This is a genomic window from Candidatus Manganitrophaceae bacterium (assembly GCA_016200325.1).
In the GTDB taxonomy this organism is placed as follows: domain Bacteria; phylum Nitrospirota; class Nitrospiria; order SBBL01; family Manganitrophaceae; genus Manganitrophus.
Map to the genome: position 1 here is coordinate 1 of JACQEZ010000012.1, position 15,842 is coordinate 15,842.

15 protein-coding genes and 1 rRNA gene are annotated in these 15,842 nt (G+C 55.4%); 5 read left to right on the top strand and 11 right to left on the bottom strand.

What is annotated here, in order from left to right:
- The 8 genes from HY282_11155 to HY282_11190 form a co-directional block, all read right to left on the bottom strand.
- Positions 1–415, bottom strand: a 16S ribosomal RNA gene (locus HY282_11155); the annotation flags it as partial.
- A 242-nt stretch (positions 416–657) separates the two neighbouring features.
- Positions 658–1,890: a tyrosine--tRNA ligase gene (locus tag HY282_11160; protein MBI3804306.1), complete on the bottom strand. Its 1,233-nt coding sequence runs from the start codon at positions 1,888–1,890 to the stop codon at positions 658–660.
- The gene (locus HY282_11165) at positions 1,868–2,341 is read right to left on the bottom strand and encodes a helix-hairpin-helix domain-containing protein (protein ID MBI3804307.1); all 474 of its coding nucleotides are present in this window, start codon (positions 2,339–2,341) and stop codon (positions 1,868–1,870) included. Before HY282_11165 ends, HY282_11160 begins: the two co-directional genes overlap by 23 nt.
- Entirely contained in the window at positions 2,310–2,696 is a 387-nt protein-coding gene (gene gcvH / locus HY282_11170) for a glycine cleavage system protein GcvH (protein ID MBI3804308.1), read from the bottom strand. The genes HY282_11165 and gcvH overlap by 32 nt, the downstream gene beginning before the upstream one ends.
- A gap of 57 nt (positions 2,697–2,753) precedes the next feature.
- Positions 2,754–4,088 (bottom strand): family 10 glycosylhydrolase, encoded by a 1,335-nt coding sequence (locus HY282_11175; GenBank protein ID MBI3804309.1) that lies wholly within the window; start codon positions 4,086–4,088, stop codon positions 2,754–2,756.
- Positions 4,089–4,150: 62 nt separating this feature from the next.
- Complete coding sequence (locus HY282_11180) at positions 4,151–5,548, bottom strand: hypothetical protein (GenBank protein ID MBI3804310.1); 1,398 nt, start codon at positions 5,546–5,548, stop codon at positions 4,151–4,153.
- A 2-nt stretch (positions 5,549–5,550) separates the two neighbouring features.
- Positions 5,551–5,967 carry a nucleoside-diphosphate kinase gene (gene ndk, locus HY282_11185; protein ID MBI3804311.1) on the bottom strand — a complete coding sequence of 139 codons (417 nt, stop codon included), beginning with the start codon at positions 5,965–5,967 and terminating at the stop codon, positions 5,551–5,553.
- Between the two features lie 68 nt (positions 5,968–6,035).
- Positions 6,036–7,283: a hypothetical protein gene (locus tag HY282_11190; GenBank protein MBI3804312.1), complete on the bottom strand. Its 1,248-nt coding sequence runs from the start codon at positions 7,281–7,283 to the stop codon at positions 6,036–6,038.
- A 231-nt stretch (positions 7,284–7,514) separates the two neighbouring features.
- Here HY282_11190 and HY282_11195 point away from each other — a divergent pair, with 231 nt between their 5' ends.
- Complete coding sequence (locus HY282_11195) at positions 7,515–8,306, top strand: lipoate--protein ligase family protein (GenBank protein MBI3804313.1); 792 nt, start codon at positions 7,515–7,517, stop codon at positions 8,304–8,306.
- Positions 8,307–8,335: 29 nt separating this feature from the next.
- Here the strand turns inward: HY282_11195 and HY282_11200 are convergent, their stop codons facing one another.
- On the bottom strand, positions 8,336–8,893 hold the full coding sequence (locus HY282_11200) for a hypothetical protein (protein MBI3804314.1): 558 nt from the start codon (positions 8,891–8,893) through the stop codon (positions 8,336–8,338).
- Between the two features lie 82 nt (positions 8,894–8,975).
- Complete coding sequence (locus HY282_11205) at positions 8,976–10,364, bottom strand: TolC family protein (GenBank protein ID MBI3804315.1); 1,389 nt, start codon at positions 10,362–10,364, stop codon at positions 8,976–8,978.
- A 408-nt stretch (positions 10,365–10,772) separates the two neighbouring features.
- Between HY282_11205 and HY282_11210 the strand changes: the two genes are divergently transcribed.
- Complete coding sequence (locus HY282_11210; GenBank protein ID MBI3804316.1) at positions 10,773–12,053, top strand: transglycosylase SLT domain-containing protein; 1,281 nt, start codon at positions 10,773–10,775, stop codon at positions 12,051–12,053.
- 53 nt (positions 12,054–12,106) lie between these two features.
- Here the strand turns inward: HY282_11210 and HY282_11215 are convergent, their stop codons facing one another.
- Positions 12,107–12,958 carry a tetratricopeptide repeat protein gene (locus tag HY282_11215; GenBank protein MBI3804317.1) on the bottom strand — a complete coding sequence of 284 codons (852 nt, stop codon included), beginning with the start codon at positions 12,956–12,958 and terminating at the stop codon, positions 12,107–12,109.
- 268 nt (positions 12,959–13,226) lie between these two features.
- Here HY282_11215 and HY282_11220 point away from each other — a divergent pair, with 268 nt between their 5' ends.
- From HY282_11220 to HY282_11230, 3 genes are all read left to right on the top strand, one after another.
- Complete coding sequence (locus tag HY282_11220) at positions 13,227–13,700, top strand: JDVT-CTERM system CAAX-type protease (GenBank protein MBI3804318.1); 474 nt, start codon at positions 13,227–13,229, stop codon at positions 13,698–13,700.
- 94 nt (positions 13,701–13,794) lie between these two features.
- The gene (locus HY282_11225) at positions 13,795–14,622 is read left to right on the top strand and encodes an NAD(+)/NADH kinase (protein ID MBI3804319.1); all 828 of its coding nucleotides are present in this window, start codon (positions 13,795–13,797) and stop codon (positions 14,620–14,622) included.
- The gene (locus tag HY282_11230; GenBank protein MBI3804320.1) at positions 14,619–15,782 is read left to right on the top strand and encodes a regulator; all 1,164 of its coding nucleotides are present in this window, start codon (positions 14,619–14,621) and stop codon (positions 15,780–15,782) included. The genes HY282_11225 and HY282_11230 overlap by 4 nt, the downstream gene beginning before the upstream one ends.
- The last annotated feature ends 60 nt before the right edge of the window (positions 15,783–15,842 follow it).

A 15,842-nucleotide genomic window follows, 5' to 3' on the forward strand; every position in this document is an offset into this window, starting at 1 on the left:
CACGCGGCGTCGCTGCGTCAGGCTTTCGCCCATTGCGCAATATTCCTCACTGCTGCCTCCCGTAGGAGTCTGGCCCGTGTTTCAGTGCCAGTGTGGCTGGTCGTCCTCTCAGACCAGCTACCCATCGTCGCCTTGGTAGGCCATTACCCTGCCAACTAGCTAATGGGATGTGAGCCCCTCAATAAGCGACAGCTTATAAATAGAGGCCATCTTTAATCTCTCGGCTTTAGCTTCAAGATACAATGCGGTATTAGCCTCGCTTTCGCGAGGTTATCCCCCACTCAAAGGTAGGTTACTCACATATTACTCACCCGTGCGCCACTTTACAATTCCCCTTGCGGAGAACTTCTCGTGCGACTTGCATGTGTTAGGCGCGCCGCCAGCGTTCGTTCTGAGCCAGGATCAAACTCTCCAAAGAAAGCTTGAAACCTTGCTAATTTGATTCTCTTGAAATTGCTGGACCCGCTATGAATCAATACACTCTATTTAGTTTTCAAAGATCAAGGAAAATAAAATTCCTCAGTGCGACTGTCTCTTATAACACGACTACCATCGCCTGTCAAGAGGGAATTTTAATTTGTTTTGATTATTTTTGGAAAGAGCAGACTTGATGTTGAATCAAGAACATGTTGTTTTTAACATAACTAAAAATGAATGTCAACACCCTTCTTTTCTTATTATTCGAATCCGCCTTTTCTTTCCTACCTTCAGGTCATAAGGATGGTTCCTCAGCTCCAGTATCGCCGCTTCGTTTGGATCATTTATCTTTTTACCTTCAAGCTCTACCGCACCCTGCTGAATCAACCGGCGTGCTTCACTTTTACTCGGTGCAAATTGGAGCGCGACCAATAAATCGATCCATTTTTGTGGATAGGGCGGAACAAGCGGATAATCGATCTCAGGGCTTCCAACGTCGCTTCTTCCGACGACCTGGTCAAATCGCTCTTGCGCTTCTCGGGCCTTTTCAGCTCCGTGGAATCGCTCCACCAGAAGCCGGGCGAGCCTTAACTTCGCCTCCATCGGATGGGCCGCGCGCAGCGGGTTTAAATCCTCATCCGTCAACAGCTCATAATAACGCCACATCAGAGTGTCCGGAATCGACATGATCTTCCCGAACATTTCAGCGGGGGGATCCTCTAAGGCGATGTAGTTGCCAAAACTCTTGCTCATCTTCCTGACGCCGTCGGTCCCCTCGAGCAGCGGCATCGTGATCACTACCTGCTGCGGTTGACCATAGATCTTCTGCAGCTCCCGGCCGACGAGGAGGTTAAACTTCTGATCGGTACCGCCCAACTCCACATCGGCCTTCAACGCGACCGAATCATAGCCCTGAATGAGCGGATATAAAAATTCATGGATGCCGATCGGCTGGAGCTCTTTATATCTTTTCTGAAAATCATCCCGTTCCAGCATACGAGCGACGGTGTATTGGGAGGCCAGCCGGATGAGGTCCTCCACCTTCATCGCGCTCATCCATTCGCTGTTGAACCGAACCACCGTTTTTTTCGGATCGAGGATCTTGAAGACCTGATGCTTGTAAGTCTCCGCATTCTTGAGGACCTGCTCCCGCGTCAGCGATTTCCGCGTTTCGGATCGTCCGGTCGGATCTCCGATCATTCCGGTAAAATCGCCGATGAGAAAGATCACCTCATGTCCCAGATCCTGAAATTGCTTCATCTTCTGTATGAGGACGGTGTGACCGAGATGCAGATCGGGTGCGGTCGGATCAAACCCGGCCTTGATTCGGAGGGGCCGTTCCTCGGCCTTTGCTCGTTCGAGTTTTTCGATTAGATGATCCCGCTGGATGATCTCGACCGTTCCCCGAGAGAGGCGCTGCAGCGCGGCGTCCGCTTCTTTTTCATCGATTCTATTTTCTGGCTTCGACGTCATTCGGCTGAAAGAGGAGATAGGGTTCGATGCGGCTGAGCTTCTTAGGACCGATTCCTTTTACCTGAAGCAGGTCTTCGGATCGATGAAATGGACCCTGATCATTGCGATATCGTATAATCTCTGCGGCAAGCTTTGGGCCAATACCGGGCAGCGTCTCAAGGAGAGCGGCCGGGGCGATATTTAAATCAATCTTTGTCGAGGAGACGGCGCCTTTTTTAGCAGAATTCCGCTGAAGCGATCGGCTCGAGGTCGCGACAAAAGAAGGGACCGGCGCTGAAGCGGCCGGCGCCGAAGGCACCGCCTCGCCCTTCTCCGCCCACACCCTGAAAAGAAAAAGAAATCCAAGCACGAGGGAGAGGAGAAGCCCTTTGATGTAAAAGGAATATGTTGCGAGGAGACTCGGACGCGCGGCGTCCGGATCAATGCTCCTCTTTCTGAAGGAGAGCATCATATTCTTTGGCCGTCATGAGCTTCTCGACCTCTTTGGGATCGGTCATCTCCACCATGACCACCCAGCCTTCGCCGTACGGATCTTGGTTGATCAGCTCCGGCTTTTCCTTCAGCTTCTCGTTTACTGCAACAATCTTCCCGCCGACCGGGGCATAGAGCGGAGAGGTTGTTTTAGTCGATTCGATCTCCGTGATCTCGTTTCCATACCGGACCTCGGTTCCCAATTTCGGAATCTCAAGATAAACAATATCTCCCAACGCCTCTTGGGCGAAGTCGGAAATACCGATCGTCGCCTTCTTCCCTTCCGGACGGACCCACTCATGTTCTTTATGATAACGTAAATTCTCAGGAATCATCGGAGCCTCACATTTAATAAATGGTCAGATAGATATAAACCAGCGTTCCTTCCTTTGTCAAGGAGTTACGAGAAGGAGGCCCCGGAAGGAAAAGCCCCCCATTTCGGAAGGCGATGCCGTTCCGCTCGCCCTTTGATGAAGCCAGACTTCTTGAGGTTGAATATGGTATCGGGAAAGCCTTTCGACGAGGGTTTGTGTTCCAAGAGAGCCGGGAGTCGAGGCAAACAGGTAAAAGTCTGTTGGGGCTCGTTTCAAATCGAGCAGATCGAGCGAGTTCTCCTCCAGTCCCCGCATCGGCTGGGTAACAAGCATTTCAGGAAGGGCGATTCCCCATTCTACTCCCGGATGGACCGAATGAACGACCCCCTGCAGCTCTTTCAGCAGATCGGTCATGTGGCGACTCCGCCATCCCACCCAATGCCAAAACTGCGGAGCGCGTTCTGTCCTTCCCCTCCCGTCGGTGTTCAGGCCCCCCCTCACCTCAAGAAGGTCGTTTGGTCCCAGCGGCTCGAAAAAAAGCCCTTCATATAATCGGATGGCCGAAGGACTCCATCCCTCCTCGGCCGGATAGGAAAGATCTTCGATGTAGATCCCATCGATCGGATAGGCGCCGAGATCCCGGTACATTCTCAGGATCATCTCCCTCACCTCCGGGTGAAACAGATCGAGCTTTTCGATCGGCTGAACGGTTCCGCGCTTTGGATCAAACTTTTGATCCCGCCATTCGGGGTGAAGGAGGGTCGCCCAGCGAATTTCCCGGAGGGGAACCTGCGCGATCATTCGATACCCCATCCGATGCGCCGTCTCGGCCCATTCTCCCACCCGGTCGCTCGATACAGGCGCACCGGGCGAGTTAAAAAAAAGACCGCCCCGTCCGATCGAATTATCGACGACGGGGAGAATCACCGCGTTCGCACCCCATTTCTTGAAACGGCGGAGCGCCTCTTCCAATCCCCTTCCGGAAGCGGGGGCCCAGGTGATGGCGATCGTCTTTGGGTCGGCCTGCGCCAAACGAAACAGATAAGCATGCGCCTCTTCTTCATGCGTGCTGTTCGGGTAGTTTCTCAGATAGAGACGAAGCTCGCGGATCGCCGCCTCCTTTTCTCCCGTCGCGTCATAGCTCTTGGCCAACAGCCATTGGGCCTCTCCTAAAAGGGGGGAGCCGGGATACGACTCGATGATGTTCAAGGAGCGACGGCGGGCCTCGATATAGCGTCCCGCTTCGAAGGAACGGACCCCTTCCACCAGCTCGCCCCACCCCTGTGGGTCTTGCGGCGCCGAGCGGGTCACCGGGCCGATACATCCGGCGAGCAAAAAGCAAAAAAGAAAAACGACAGAGAGCCGCTGACTTTTTTTCAGGGAGGAAAAACAGATGATTTTAAAGCTGGCCATCGACAAAAACTCAAACAGGAGAGAAGTGGAGGAACCGAGACCGATCGGAACCCTGTTGCGAATTATCCCTGCTCCACCAGGGTTGCAACCTCCATTGCGGTTAAAAAGGAGCTGCCCCAGGCGAGCGTGTCTGAAAAATCGTTTTGGAGAAGCAACACATTCTTAGCCTCTCTCGGCTGAAGCAGGCTCCCCGTCCCTTTGGAAAGATCTTTTGCTTTTTCCGTCCATTCCTTTTGAAGGGTCCGCAGTGTAGCGGGGAGCTTGCTCTCTTCGCCGCCGCTTGCGACCTCCTGCATTTGCGATTTTGAAAAAGGGATCAGCCATTGCAGTCGGTCGAGGATTCTTTTTCGGACCGCTTCAATCCGATCGGAGGTGATGTCGAGATTCGGTCGGAAGAAGACGGTCACCGCAAGACCCCGCGTCCCCCCCCCGAAGATCTCCTCCTCAGCCAGACCCAAGCGGAGGGCCATCAGGTTGAGAAGGTCGGCAGGAGGCGCTTCCCCCCAGGTCATGATGAGATTCTCTTTCATCGGCGCCGGAATCCATTCCTCTCGGAGGGTGAAATAAAAATGAAAAGGGGGCACGGCGGGAGGTTGGAGAAAGACGAACGCTCTTGCGGTTAAACGGGTCCCGTCTTCCAACAACAGCGCCTCGACCCTTTTCCCCTTCACCTCCGTCCGGGAGAGATTCTTATCCGGGATCACCTCGCCTCCCCACCCGCGAATGAGTTTGAGAAAAAAGGAGATCAGCGTCGTTCCCCCCCCGATCATCCGGACCCCTCCCTTGGATAAGCCGGAGATCAGAAGGATCAACTCATAAGAGGAGATCTCGGCGACCGGCTTTCGAAAGGCAAAAAGGGATTGGAGACTGAGAAACTCGCTAAACTCTTCATCGAACGAAAAGGGGGCTAAAAATTCGGCGGCCGTTTTGTTTTTATGGTTTCGGACCGTCATTTGGAACTGGAGCCGCTGGCGCCAGGCATGGAACCGATCCCCCAGCCCCTGCATTTCCAGCTGTGAGAATCGGCCGAGATAAGGATAGAGTTCCAGGGCCTCTTTTTCAATTTCTTCGATAAATAATTTAATTTTATGAATCTGCCCCCCGAACTCTCGCTTCAGCTCATCGAGAAATTCTCCTCGTTGTGGATAAAGATCGATCCGATGATTGTCCTGAACGGTCTGTAGAAAGGGGACAAGCCTTTTAAAGGAGAGTCCTTCTTTTCGAAGGTTGGGAAGAGGGAAGCGGAGTTCGGAAAAGAATCCTTCCATCGCGCCCCCCTCCTCGAAACCGAGGTAGAGAAGCGGCCCCTGTGCAAAACGGAAGAGAGGGGTCGGCGGATCGGGGTCGGCCCCGATCAAGCAGAGGACCGACTTTCCTTTTTTCGACAGCATCGCCGCGGCGGCCAGGGAGGTCAAGCTGCTCCCAACAAAGATTGCGTCGTATTTCTTCCGCCCCGTCATGCTCAGCGAATCAGATCAAGTTGGCTGAAGAAGAAAGGAATCTCAAAGGCCGCCGACTCGGCGGAGTCGGAGCCATGCACCGCGTTGGCCTCAATGCTCGCCGCAAGGTCGGCGCGGATCGTCCCTTTGTCCGCTTTTTTCGGATCGGTCGCCCCCATCAATGTTCGATTCTTAACGATGGCATTCTCCCCTTCCAGCACCATTGCCACGACCGGGCCCGAGATCATAAAGGCGGCCAGGCTGGCGAAGAAAGGGCGCTCCCGGTGAACATGGTAGAACGCCTCTGCTTCTTTCCGGGTCAGAGAACGCATTTGGATGGCGGCGATTTTCAAACCGTTCTGTTCGAACCGTCGGATGATGTCACCCATCACGTTTTTAGATACCGCATCAGGTTTGATAATGGAAAGTGTTCGCTCGATCACGCTGCCTCCTTCTCTTCAAATGTCCAACAAATCGCTGGAAAAGATAACCGAAAGTTCCGGGTAAGTCAATCCCTGGAATAGCCGGAGCGGGATGGATGGCCCGCTCCATCCGCCGGGGAAATCGACTTTGTATCGGAGAGCATCGACCTCATGATCCGATTATCGACCTGATAATAAGACCGTCGATGCTGATCGTCACAGACCTCCTTCAGCGCCGCATCCATCAGAAAACCGCACGCCCGCTCCAGCTTTTCTTTCAACCGATGGTTCTTTTTGACGAAGGCGAGTCCGCTGATGCAGAAGACCGGATCGGACGGATCGTCGCTTCGGTCGCTTCGACAGACCCGATTGATCTCCTCCGGCTGCGATGCGACGTAATCCCGGCTGATGTAGCCGAGGGTATGGAAGCATCCCCGTCGGGCCGGCCCATCGAGCGCGCCGCAACGCGAGCGAAGCGCATCGATCTCTTCCGGCCGACGCATCGGCTCTAAAAAGAAGCGGAGGCAGGCGCTCGGCCATTCGCTGTTCTCGATACAGAAGCGGAGAGCGATCTCCCGCCTCCGGCTGCGGCTCGATTCACCCTGATAGATCTTCTCCGCCAGAATGGGTCGGAGTTCCATAAAGACGCCGCTTTCACAGTAGTAATGCCTTTCTGCATCGGGAAAGAGGGCGCAATCCGCTTTCGCTAGGGAGAGATCCGCCGACCGCTCGGCAAATCCGTGTCCCACGGCGTGCGCGCAATTGCCGGAGAAAAAATCCCGAACCGTCTGAGAGTCCTCTCGACAGAGGGAGAGCACTTCGCGCTGTAGAAGCGCCTCGGTTTTTCTATTCCGAGGAAAAATCCCTTCATCCTGTTTAGGCAATGCCGTTGCAAGAGCGTGTGTGATCGCACCATGGACGCAGGCAAAGGTGCACGCGTTCCCGCAGAGCATCATCGCGCTCTTTAGATCTTCGGTCCGCTCGACCAGAGCCGCACCCAGCGCATGAAGCGCCCCGTGGCAAGCGGGGTTCTCTCCCTCTATATAATGGATGATCCGCTCCACGCCGATCTGGTCCAGAAACGTTCCGAAGAGTCGCGCCGGCGCTTCGCGATGCTCAAAAGCAACGGAAAACGCTTCCATCCGACGGTCCAGGCGCGCGCCGGTCAACTGACCGTGCCATAAAGGATGGTCCTCTCTCTTCTGGGTAATTGAAGCGGTCTCATCTGCGCCCGGCGCGATCGCCAAGGTTGCGCCGGCAAGGAAGAGCAGAAGCAGTGCGCCTCCCGCCACGGCTTCCCAAAACGCCCATCGCCCTCCCCGCCCCTTCTTCACCGCCCTGCTCTCCACCCTTCTTTAGCGATCTCGTTAGCTATACCGTTCGGCTCCTTCCTTGTCAAACGGAATCGCCCGTTCGGCCCGATCGGGACAGCCATTCTTGACCTCTCGAATTTCTTCCCGTAAGATCAACGGAGATCATCAGAGGAGAGAATCAGAAATGATGGACGGTCGAACAGCCGGAATGACCCCAAACCGGAATGATCACAAAATGACTCAGAAATCACAATGGATATGAAAGAATCCTGGAGGCTATTGCTTCATCCTCCTCAACCGGCGGAAGTCAACATGGCGGTGGATGAAGCGATTGCAATCGCTTTCTCGAATGGAAAAACTCCCCCAACCCTTCGCCTTTACAGCTGGTCGCTCCCTTCCATCTCGATCGGCTCCTTCCAAGCATGGGAGCCGGGATGGGATGTTCCGGCCTTGAGCGGCAAGGTCCCCTTTGTCCGCCGGATTACCGGGGGCCGCGCGCTTCTCCACGATCGAGAGTTGACCTACTCCGTCGTGGCCGGAACGCGCGATCGGCTCTTTTCCGACGGCATCAAAGGAACCTTCTATACCATCGCCGGCGGATTCCTCGCGGGACTCCAGTCGCTCGGCGTTTCGGTGGATGTCTACTCCCCTCCGCGCTCCGAGCGGTTAGAACGGCCCTCCAGTCCCCTCTGCTTCGCTTCGACCTCCTGGTATGAAATCACCGCGCAAGGGAAAAAACTGATCGGGAGCGCCCAGCGGCGGTGGGTCGGCCATTTCCTTCAACATGGCTCGTTGATTTTGGAGAAGCGCGGCGTGGAGGGATTTCACCCCTCGGCAAATCAAATTGGACTGTCCGAACTCCTCCCCACCCTCCCTTCCGAGGATACGATGGTACGGGCCATTACAAGCGGATTTGAATCGGCGCTGCCGATCCGGCTGGCATCCGGCTCGCTGACCCCGGAGGAAGAGGCGACCACCCTCCGCTTGGCAAAGGAAAAATATGGAACCGACGCATGGAATCTGCGTCGGGAAACGCCGTCATAAACGGACAAAGATCACCCGAAATAAACCGCTCACTGTTTTTGACCCGCGACCGACGTTCGGCCTCCGGCGCCCGCCTCTCTCGGCAGGTTTTCGCAAAATTGTTTATACGCCTCGATGCAGCCGAAATCACCATTGGGACAGACCATCCCGACCAATTTGAGCATGCAGTCCTGCGGACCGGTCATATTGGGGGGGAGTTTATGCTCCTTCTTTTTCTCCGACGAGGGAGGGAGCGGCACGACCGCCGGGACGAGGTTTGTCCCCTCTTCGGAAGCGGGGTCGACCTTCGCCTCTTTCGTTTCAATCCGGTCTTCTTCGTCGCTCCCCTCTTCGGGAGGGAAGACGATGGGATAGGGATCCGGCTTTGTGTCTGCGGCCTTGGGATCTTTCTCTATCTGACTCGGCGCGAGAAGCTCGACGCTGAGTTCGGCCGTTTGGGCACCGTTTCCGGTCCGGTTGAACCGAAGCAGGAAGGGATTGCCGAAGAGGAGGTAAAAAATCAGATAGTGCAAAACGACCGAATAGAAGAGAACGCGCGGGAACTCTTCTTTTCCGGTCGGATTCAAATCGAGCAGACGAAACTTCATTCAACGGTCCTGGATTTATTTCATCATACAGCCGCCGAGAAATCGTTTCAAGTTCATTTCATCCCTGGAGCGGGACGACCGTTTACTTTTGATCCTCCTTTTTTTCGGGACCGCTTGCCGAAGGGGGCGAACGCTCCTCGCGGCGTCCCGCCGACGGCGGAATGAGGTCGAGGAAGACGCCGACCGATTTCTCCACCTGAAGAATCGCCACCTCCCGATCGTAGGTCGTGTTCGTCAGCTGCCGCTCCGCGCTGATGAGGGCGGCGTTCGCATCGAGGACATCGATATTGGTGGCCAGCCCGACGGCGAACTGCCTGGAAACCAGCGCGAAATTCTCCCGCGCAAACGCCACCTGGGCTTTGATAACATCGACCTCCGAGGTCAGGGCGTTTAAATTCAAGAGCGACCGCCGCACCTCGACGGCGATTTGATCCGAGAGGAGCTCCTTTTGAAGGACCGTCTGACGATGACGGGATCTTGCCTGCGCCAATTCGGCGACGCGAAGCCGTCCCTCAAAAACTGGAAAGGAGAAGATGAGAAGCGCCGATCGATCGTTCGTAATCGCGAAGGGGGTCTGAGGATCTTGATGAAGCCAGTTGTATCGCCCCTCTAGCCGCAATGTCGGGAAAAAAGTTCCCTTCGCGATTTTGATCTGTTCTTCCGAGATTTGGATGTTCGCCGACTGACGCTCCAGATCAGACCGGCGCGCATGGGCCGTCTTCACCCACTCCGCCTCGGCCTTCTCCGAGAGGGTTAAAGAGGGAGGATCGGCGAGGGTGAACGGATCGGCGATCCGGGCGAGGAGCGCCAGTTGATCGAGGGTTGTCGCTTGATCGTTTTTGGCGCGGATCAGCCGGGCGCGGGCGTCGGCCAGCTCCGCCTGGGCACGAAGAACGACCGTCTTGATCGCTTCTCCGACTCGGAATCGCTTGTCGGCATCGGTTAGGTGCGCTTCCAGCCGCCGGACTTCATTTTCTTCAATTTCGACGTTTCGCTGTGCTTTGAGCGCTTCATAATAAGCGCGGGCAACCTCGAAAAGGAGATTCTCCGTAGTCAAGCTGAGGTCGAGCCTCCCTCCCCTAACTCCCAGCTTCGCGCTTCGAAAAGCGGCGGTGGCCCGGCCGCCGGTGTAGAGCGGCTGACTCAGGGTGAGGTTAAATTGTTCTTGCGTTTGCGGAAGAATCGGAACGGCACCGGAGGCGCCGATGCCGAACGACGGTCCGAACTTCGGGTCAGCACGACGCTGATAGTTTGCATCGGTGTTGACGTTGGGATAGAGAAAGCTTTTGGCACGGTCGATCTCTTGCTCGGCCTGCAATAGATTTTCGCGAGAGATCCCGATCTGCTGGCTTTCAGCCATCGCCTGTCGATAGGCTTCCTCTAAGGTGACAACCCGCTGCGCGAAGACGTTGGAATGGCCGATCAAGATCAGCCCCGATATCAAAAGGAAAACACCCCCCCTCCGGATCATGATTTACCCTTCTCCCAATGTGATAGGTCTCGTTGAGTGACTTATTTGAATGATTTAATCGTCGATCAGCCTTTCTATGATCCCCGCCTCGTTGGCGATGTCGCGAATGCAGGCGGCGCCGGCACCCATTCTTCGAAACAGAGGAGGACTAGCCTGTAAGGAAGGAGCTCCTTACCTATGTTATCTAAGCTATCTACGCTGCTTCGCTTTTACCGCGTCTCAATCTATTTTGTCGAATGGCCCATCAGATTGAAGTTACTGAACGTTTATTCAATAGTCAACTCTTTCCTATTTTCATTGACAAAATGTCCAAAATTGAATACAAAAGAAGAGACACTTGAGAATGAGATGGCAGCGTTTTTGCTATATACTGTTTGTTATAGAGCGCCGGATTAGGATAAAAAACAAATGAGGCAAACGGAGATCAGTCGAATCGGGACCGCTTTTTTGGGATTTTCGCTCGTCGCCCTGCTCGGTTCCGGTTCCGCGATCGGAGCGGGAGAGGTGACCGACCTTTCGGTCGGATCGATCCAGGCAACGGTCGCCGTCGCGGCCCCGCTCGACGCCTCTCCAGATAAAGAGAGCGTCACCCCCGATCGGACCACCCCGCTGGAAGAGATCGAAAACGAAGAACATCTTCCTGAAGACTTTTTTGACCTGCAGACACTTGAGATCCCCTCCGATCCGTTGCTCTCCGATTTGATTCCCAATACGCTGGACCCCTCGATTACCTATGACGTTCCGATCGTTTTCAATGAATTGGTAAAAGATTACATCGTCTTTTTCCAGACGCGGCTTCGGGACAAATTTGAACTCTGGCTCGCCCGTTCCGGGCAGTACATTCCGATGATGCGGAATGTCCTCCGGGAGCATGCGCTGCCGGAAGATCTGGTCTTCCTTGCATTGATTGAAAGCGGATTTAATCCGAAGGCCTTCTCCCGCGCCAAGGCGGCCGGTCCGTGGCAATTTATCAAAGGGACCGGGAAAAAATACGGCTTGAGAATCGATCAATGGATTGATGAACGAAGAGATCCGGTCAAATCGACCGTCGCCGCTGCAAGATACTTAAAAGACCTTTATGGCATGTTCGGATCGTGGCCGTTGTCGATGGCCTCATACAACGCCGGGGAAGGGAGGATCATGCGGGCGATGGCTCGGACCAAGGCCGACGACTTCTGGGAATTAAAACTGTCGGGCCACATCCGTCCTGAAACGAAAAATTACGTCCCCAAATTCATGGCGGCGACGATTATCGCGAGGAATCCGCAAAAATACGGCTTCTTCATCGAGTACCACCCTCCATTCGTTTACGACGAAGTGGAGATTCCGAAATCGACCTCTCTCAAGGCAATCGCAAAGGCGGCCGGTGTCTCCCTTGCCGATATTAAACTCTACAATCCGGAGCTAAAGAAAGAGATGACTCCGCCGGGGTACCCGCACTATCGGCTTAAGCTTCCGATGGGAACCCGCGAAACCTTCCTGGCCAATTTTACCCCCGGCGCAGAGAAAGAGCCGAAGGTGCCAAAGGTAAATGAGGTCCAAAAGCACCGCGTTTCAAAGGGGGAGACCCTCAGCTCGATCGCCCGAAAATATGAGGTGAGCATCCGGAGCCTCTTGCAGGCAAATCAGATCGGGAAAGACCGCAACCTTAAGGCCGGCAACTACCTGATCATTCCGCTCCAGAACTAATCTCTCCGCCTCTATCTATCCCTTTGTCGCCCTTTGTCCGCCCTTGACCCGACTTATTTCTTCGGCTTCGGGTTCGGCTTTGCGCCGGAAGGCTCTTTTGCGACTGCAGGAGGTGGGGTGGCCTTCCCCGGCTCTGCGCCCGAGGGGGTCGGGGCTGGAGCCGCCGCGGCAGGCGGGTTCAGTTTGTCCATCCGAACCTTCGCTTCAGTCGCCCAGGGTGATTTGGCATATCCTTCCGAGACCTTTTTATAGATCTCCACCGCTTCGTTCTTCTTGTCACCCGCCTCCAATGCACGGGCCCATTCGAAGCCGGCTTGATCGCGGTTATGCCCCTCTTCCGATTCGTAAGCGGTCCGGAACTGCTTCATCGCCGCATCCGCATTTCCCTTCCGTTCGTAGAGATAGCCGAGCTTGAGGTGGGCCAAAGAGGCGAGGTCTTTTTGGTCGGAATGCTTTCCGAGAAAGGCGAGATATCTTTTTTCGGCGGCGTCGTAATCTTTCAGCTCGAAATAAATGTTTCCGATCTCATACTCCGCCGTACGCGCCGTCGCCGACCGTGGATACTTTTGCAGGATCTCATCGTAGAGGCTGACCGATTTTTTCAGCCGCTCCGTCTTGTCCAGAAGGTCGGGCTGGGGTTTTCCTTCTTCCTTCGGCTGAGGAAGGGGCGGCGGCTCGTGAAAGAGCCGGAACGCCTCGGCCTCCAGCAGACCCGCCTTCTGTTCCGTTTGGTTATTCACAAACCAAACGCCGAGGAAAACCAACAGAGCCGCAAGAACAATCCCCACGCCGGTCCAGATCCATTTTGGATTGCTACGGACCTGCTCCACCCACTCTTCCGAACGGGCCACCAGACGAAGCGAGGCTTCTTCTCTTTTTTTCTGAACGCGAATCTTGTAAGGCATTTGAGATCACTCCTTTGACAAAACCGACCTATGGTATGAAAATGGATATCAATTGTCAAGCCAATCGGCGCCGCCCCCCGCGACCATGCCACCCCCGCCGTTCGTTGACAAGGGGGGCCACCCATGATAGGTTCCTTTTTGACCTTCCGATTCTATCATGAAACCTTCAAAATAGCGCAAAACGGCGCAAAACGGCGGTCCAAATCACCTGCCCGACGCGCCCTGGATAAAAAAATAAAAATCAAAATCGGATTGTGGGATCTCGCTCATGCGCGGATGGATCAAGGACCTCGGCCTCGGCACCTTCCCTCCTTTTTATAAAGATCCCCTCTTTCTCCTCGCCCTCCTCGCGGGCGGTCTCTTCTGGCTCCTCCTCTGGATGCGCCAGCCGACAAACCCGCTGCGGCCGGAGGAGCTCCTCTCTTTTTCATTTTTCTTCTTGGTCCTCTGGCAGCCGGCGGTGGAAGAGCTCCTCTTCCGGGGCTTCCTTCAGGGCGCTTGGCTGAATTCCCGCTGGGGAGGTCGATCCCTCTTTGGTATCAGCGCCGCAAACCTCGGCGCCTCGATCGCTTTCACCTTCGCACATCTCTTCTCCCATCCTCCGCTCTGGGCTGCGGCGGTCTTTTTCCCCTCCCTCCTTTTCGGGTTTTTCAGAGACCGACATGCGAGCCTCTACCCTTCCCTTGCGCTTCATATTTTCTATAACGGCGGCTATTTTTTACTGACCGGCCTGCCCCGATAACCGCTTCCGTCGTTGACAAAGAAAAGAGGGGCGTATAGAATCGAACTCGCCCTTATTTATTCGCATCTTAACCAGAGTCGCGCAAATTTATTCCATGAAAAAAATCGGTATCGTCCTCAAGCCCGATCATCCCCAAGGGAAAGCCGCTCTGGAACATCTCATCGACTGGCTCCAGAAACGGGGGAGAGAAGCGCTCCTGATCCAGACGACCGGTCCGGAGCGGACGCTCCCCCCTGCGCTCGACATGTTGATCGTCCTCGGCGGGGACGGAACCCTCCTGTCGGCCGCACGGATGGTCGAAGGGCTCGACATCCCAATCCTCGGGGTAAATCTCGGCAGCCTCGGCTTTCTCACGGAGGTCACGCTGGAGGAGCTCTACCCGACCCTGGAGAAGATCTTCAAAGAACAATACATCCTCGATCCGAGGGTGATGCTCAAATCGACCATCCGCCGCGGAGAGAACGAGTTCCCGCAGCCCCGCGTCCTCAATGATGTCGTCATCAGCCACGGAACGCTGGCCAAACTAATCCGATTGGAGATCACCATCAATCATCAATTCGTCACCTGGCTGCGGGCCGACGGTTTGATCGTATCGACGGCCACCGGCTCCACCGCCTATTCTCTCGCCGCCGGCGGACCGATCCTTCACCCTTCGCTCGATGCGATCCTTCTGACGCCGATCTCGCCGCACATGTTGACCAACCGTCCGATCGTCGTTCCGGCCGATGTGGCGGTGGAGGTGGTCGTGAAGAGCACCGAGAAGGAGGCGCTCGTGACCTTCGATGGACAAGAGACCTTTCCGCTCCAGGGAGACGATGTGATCCATATCGAAGCCTCCGAGCGGCGGCTCAAATTGATCCAGTCTCCCCATCGAAACTACTATCAAGTGCTCCGCCAAAAACTGAAGTGGGGAGAGGGATGAAGTCGTTTCATCGTCTGGATGCCGGCGGGAGAGCGAGCGCCCCGTCGGAAACCGTCCGCTGGAAGGCGGTTCTCTTCGTTGCATTTTTGTTCATAGGAATCGTTCAGACCGGCGGGGCGCAATCTCCCCCGTCGCCGAACCCCGCCGCTCTCTGGACCGGCTGGCAGATCGGAGAGGTCGTCGTCCGGGCGTTGGCCGCGCGGGGAGACGAGATCTGGATCGGCACCTCCAACGGCCTTATCCGCTTCAACCGAAAAAGTGAAACGCATCAAATTTATAATGCCAAATCGGGGCTTCTTTCGAATGTCGTCGTCTCGATCCATTTTGACGCAAAAGGCAGCGCCTGGATCGGCACCTACGGCGGCGGGCTCTCCCGGTTCGACGGGAGCCGATGGGAGCAGTTTACACCCTACGGACATGGAGACAGGAACTATGGTCCCGAGTGGATTCAATACAAGCCGAAGAGCGGCCTTGGCGATCTCTGGGTCTATGATGTCCTCTTCGAGCCGAACGGGACGATGTGGGTCGCCACCTGGAAGGGGGCGAGCCGGTTCGATGGAAAGGGATTCGTCACCTATACGATCGACGATGGTCTGGTCGACAAATGGGTCTATACGCTGGAGCGGGAGCCGTCGGGGGTCCTCTGGTTCGGCACCGAAGGGGGGGTCAACCGCTTCGATGGAAAAACGATGAAGGGCTGGACCCACAAAGACGGCCTCGGCGCCGACATCTCCGGAGAAGGATCCGCCCCGACCGGGGGAGGATATGAGACGAATGCAGCGCATCACCAGGCGGACGGAAAAGAAAATCAGGAGGTGAACCCCAACTATGTCATCTCCTCCGCGATCGACGCCGGCGGGATGAAATGGTTCGGAACCTGGGGGGGAGGGCTCTCCCGCTTCGACGGAAAAGTCTTCAAGAATTATACGACCGCCGACGGCTTGGCCGGCAATATCATCAATGCGATCGAGATCGACAAGCAAGGGGTGATGTGGCTCGGAACCAACAAAGGGGTCAGCCGATTTGACGGAAAGCGCTTTGAAAACTTTAATACGATGAACGGCTTGTTGGGAAACTACGTCTACTCCATCGCGATCGACGCGGATGGCAACAAGTGGTTCGGCACCTTCGGCGGGGTCAGCCGCTACGCCGGAAATTAACGGCCGGTTCTCTCCCATCCCCAAATAAAACTCAAATCGCCACCCCTACTGAATCAGGGT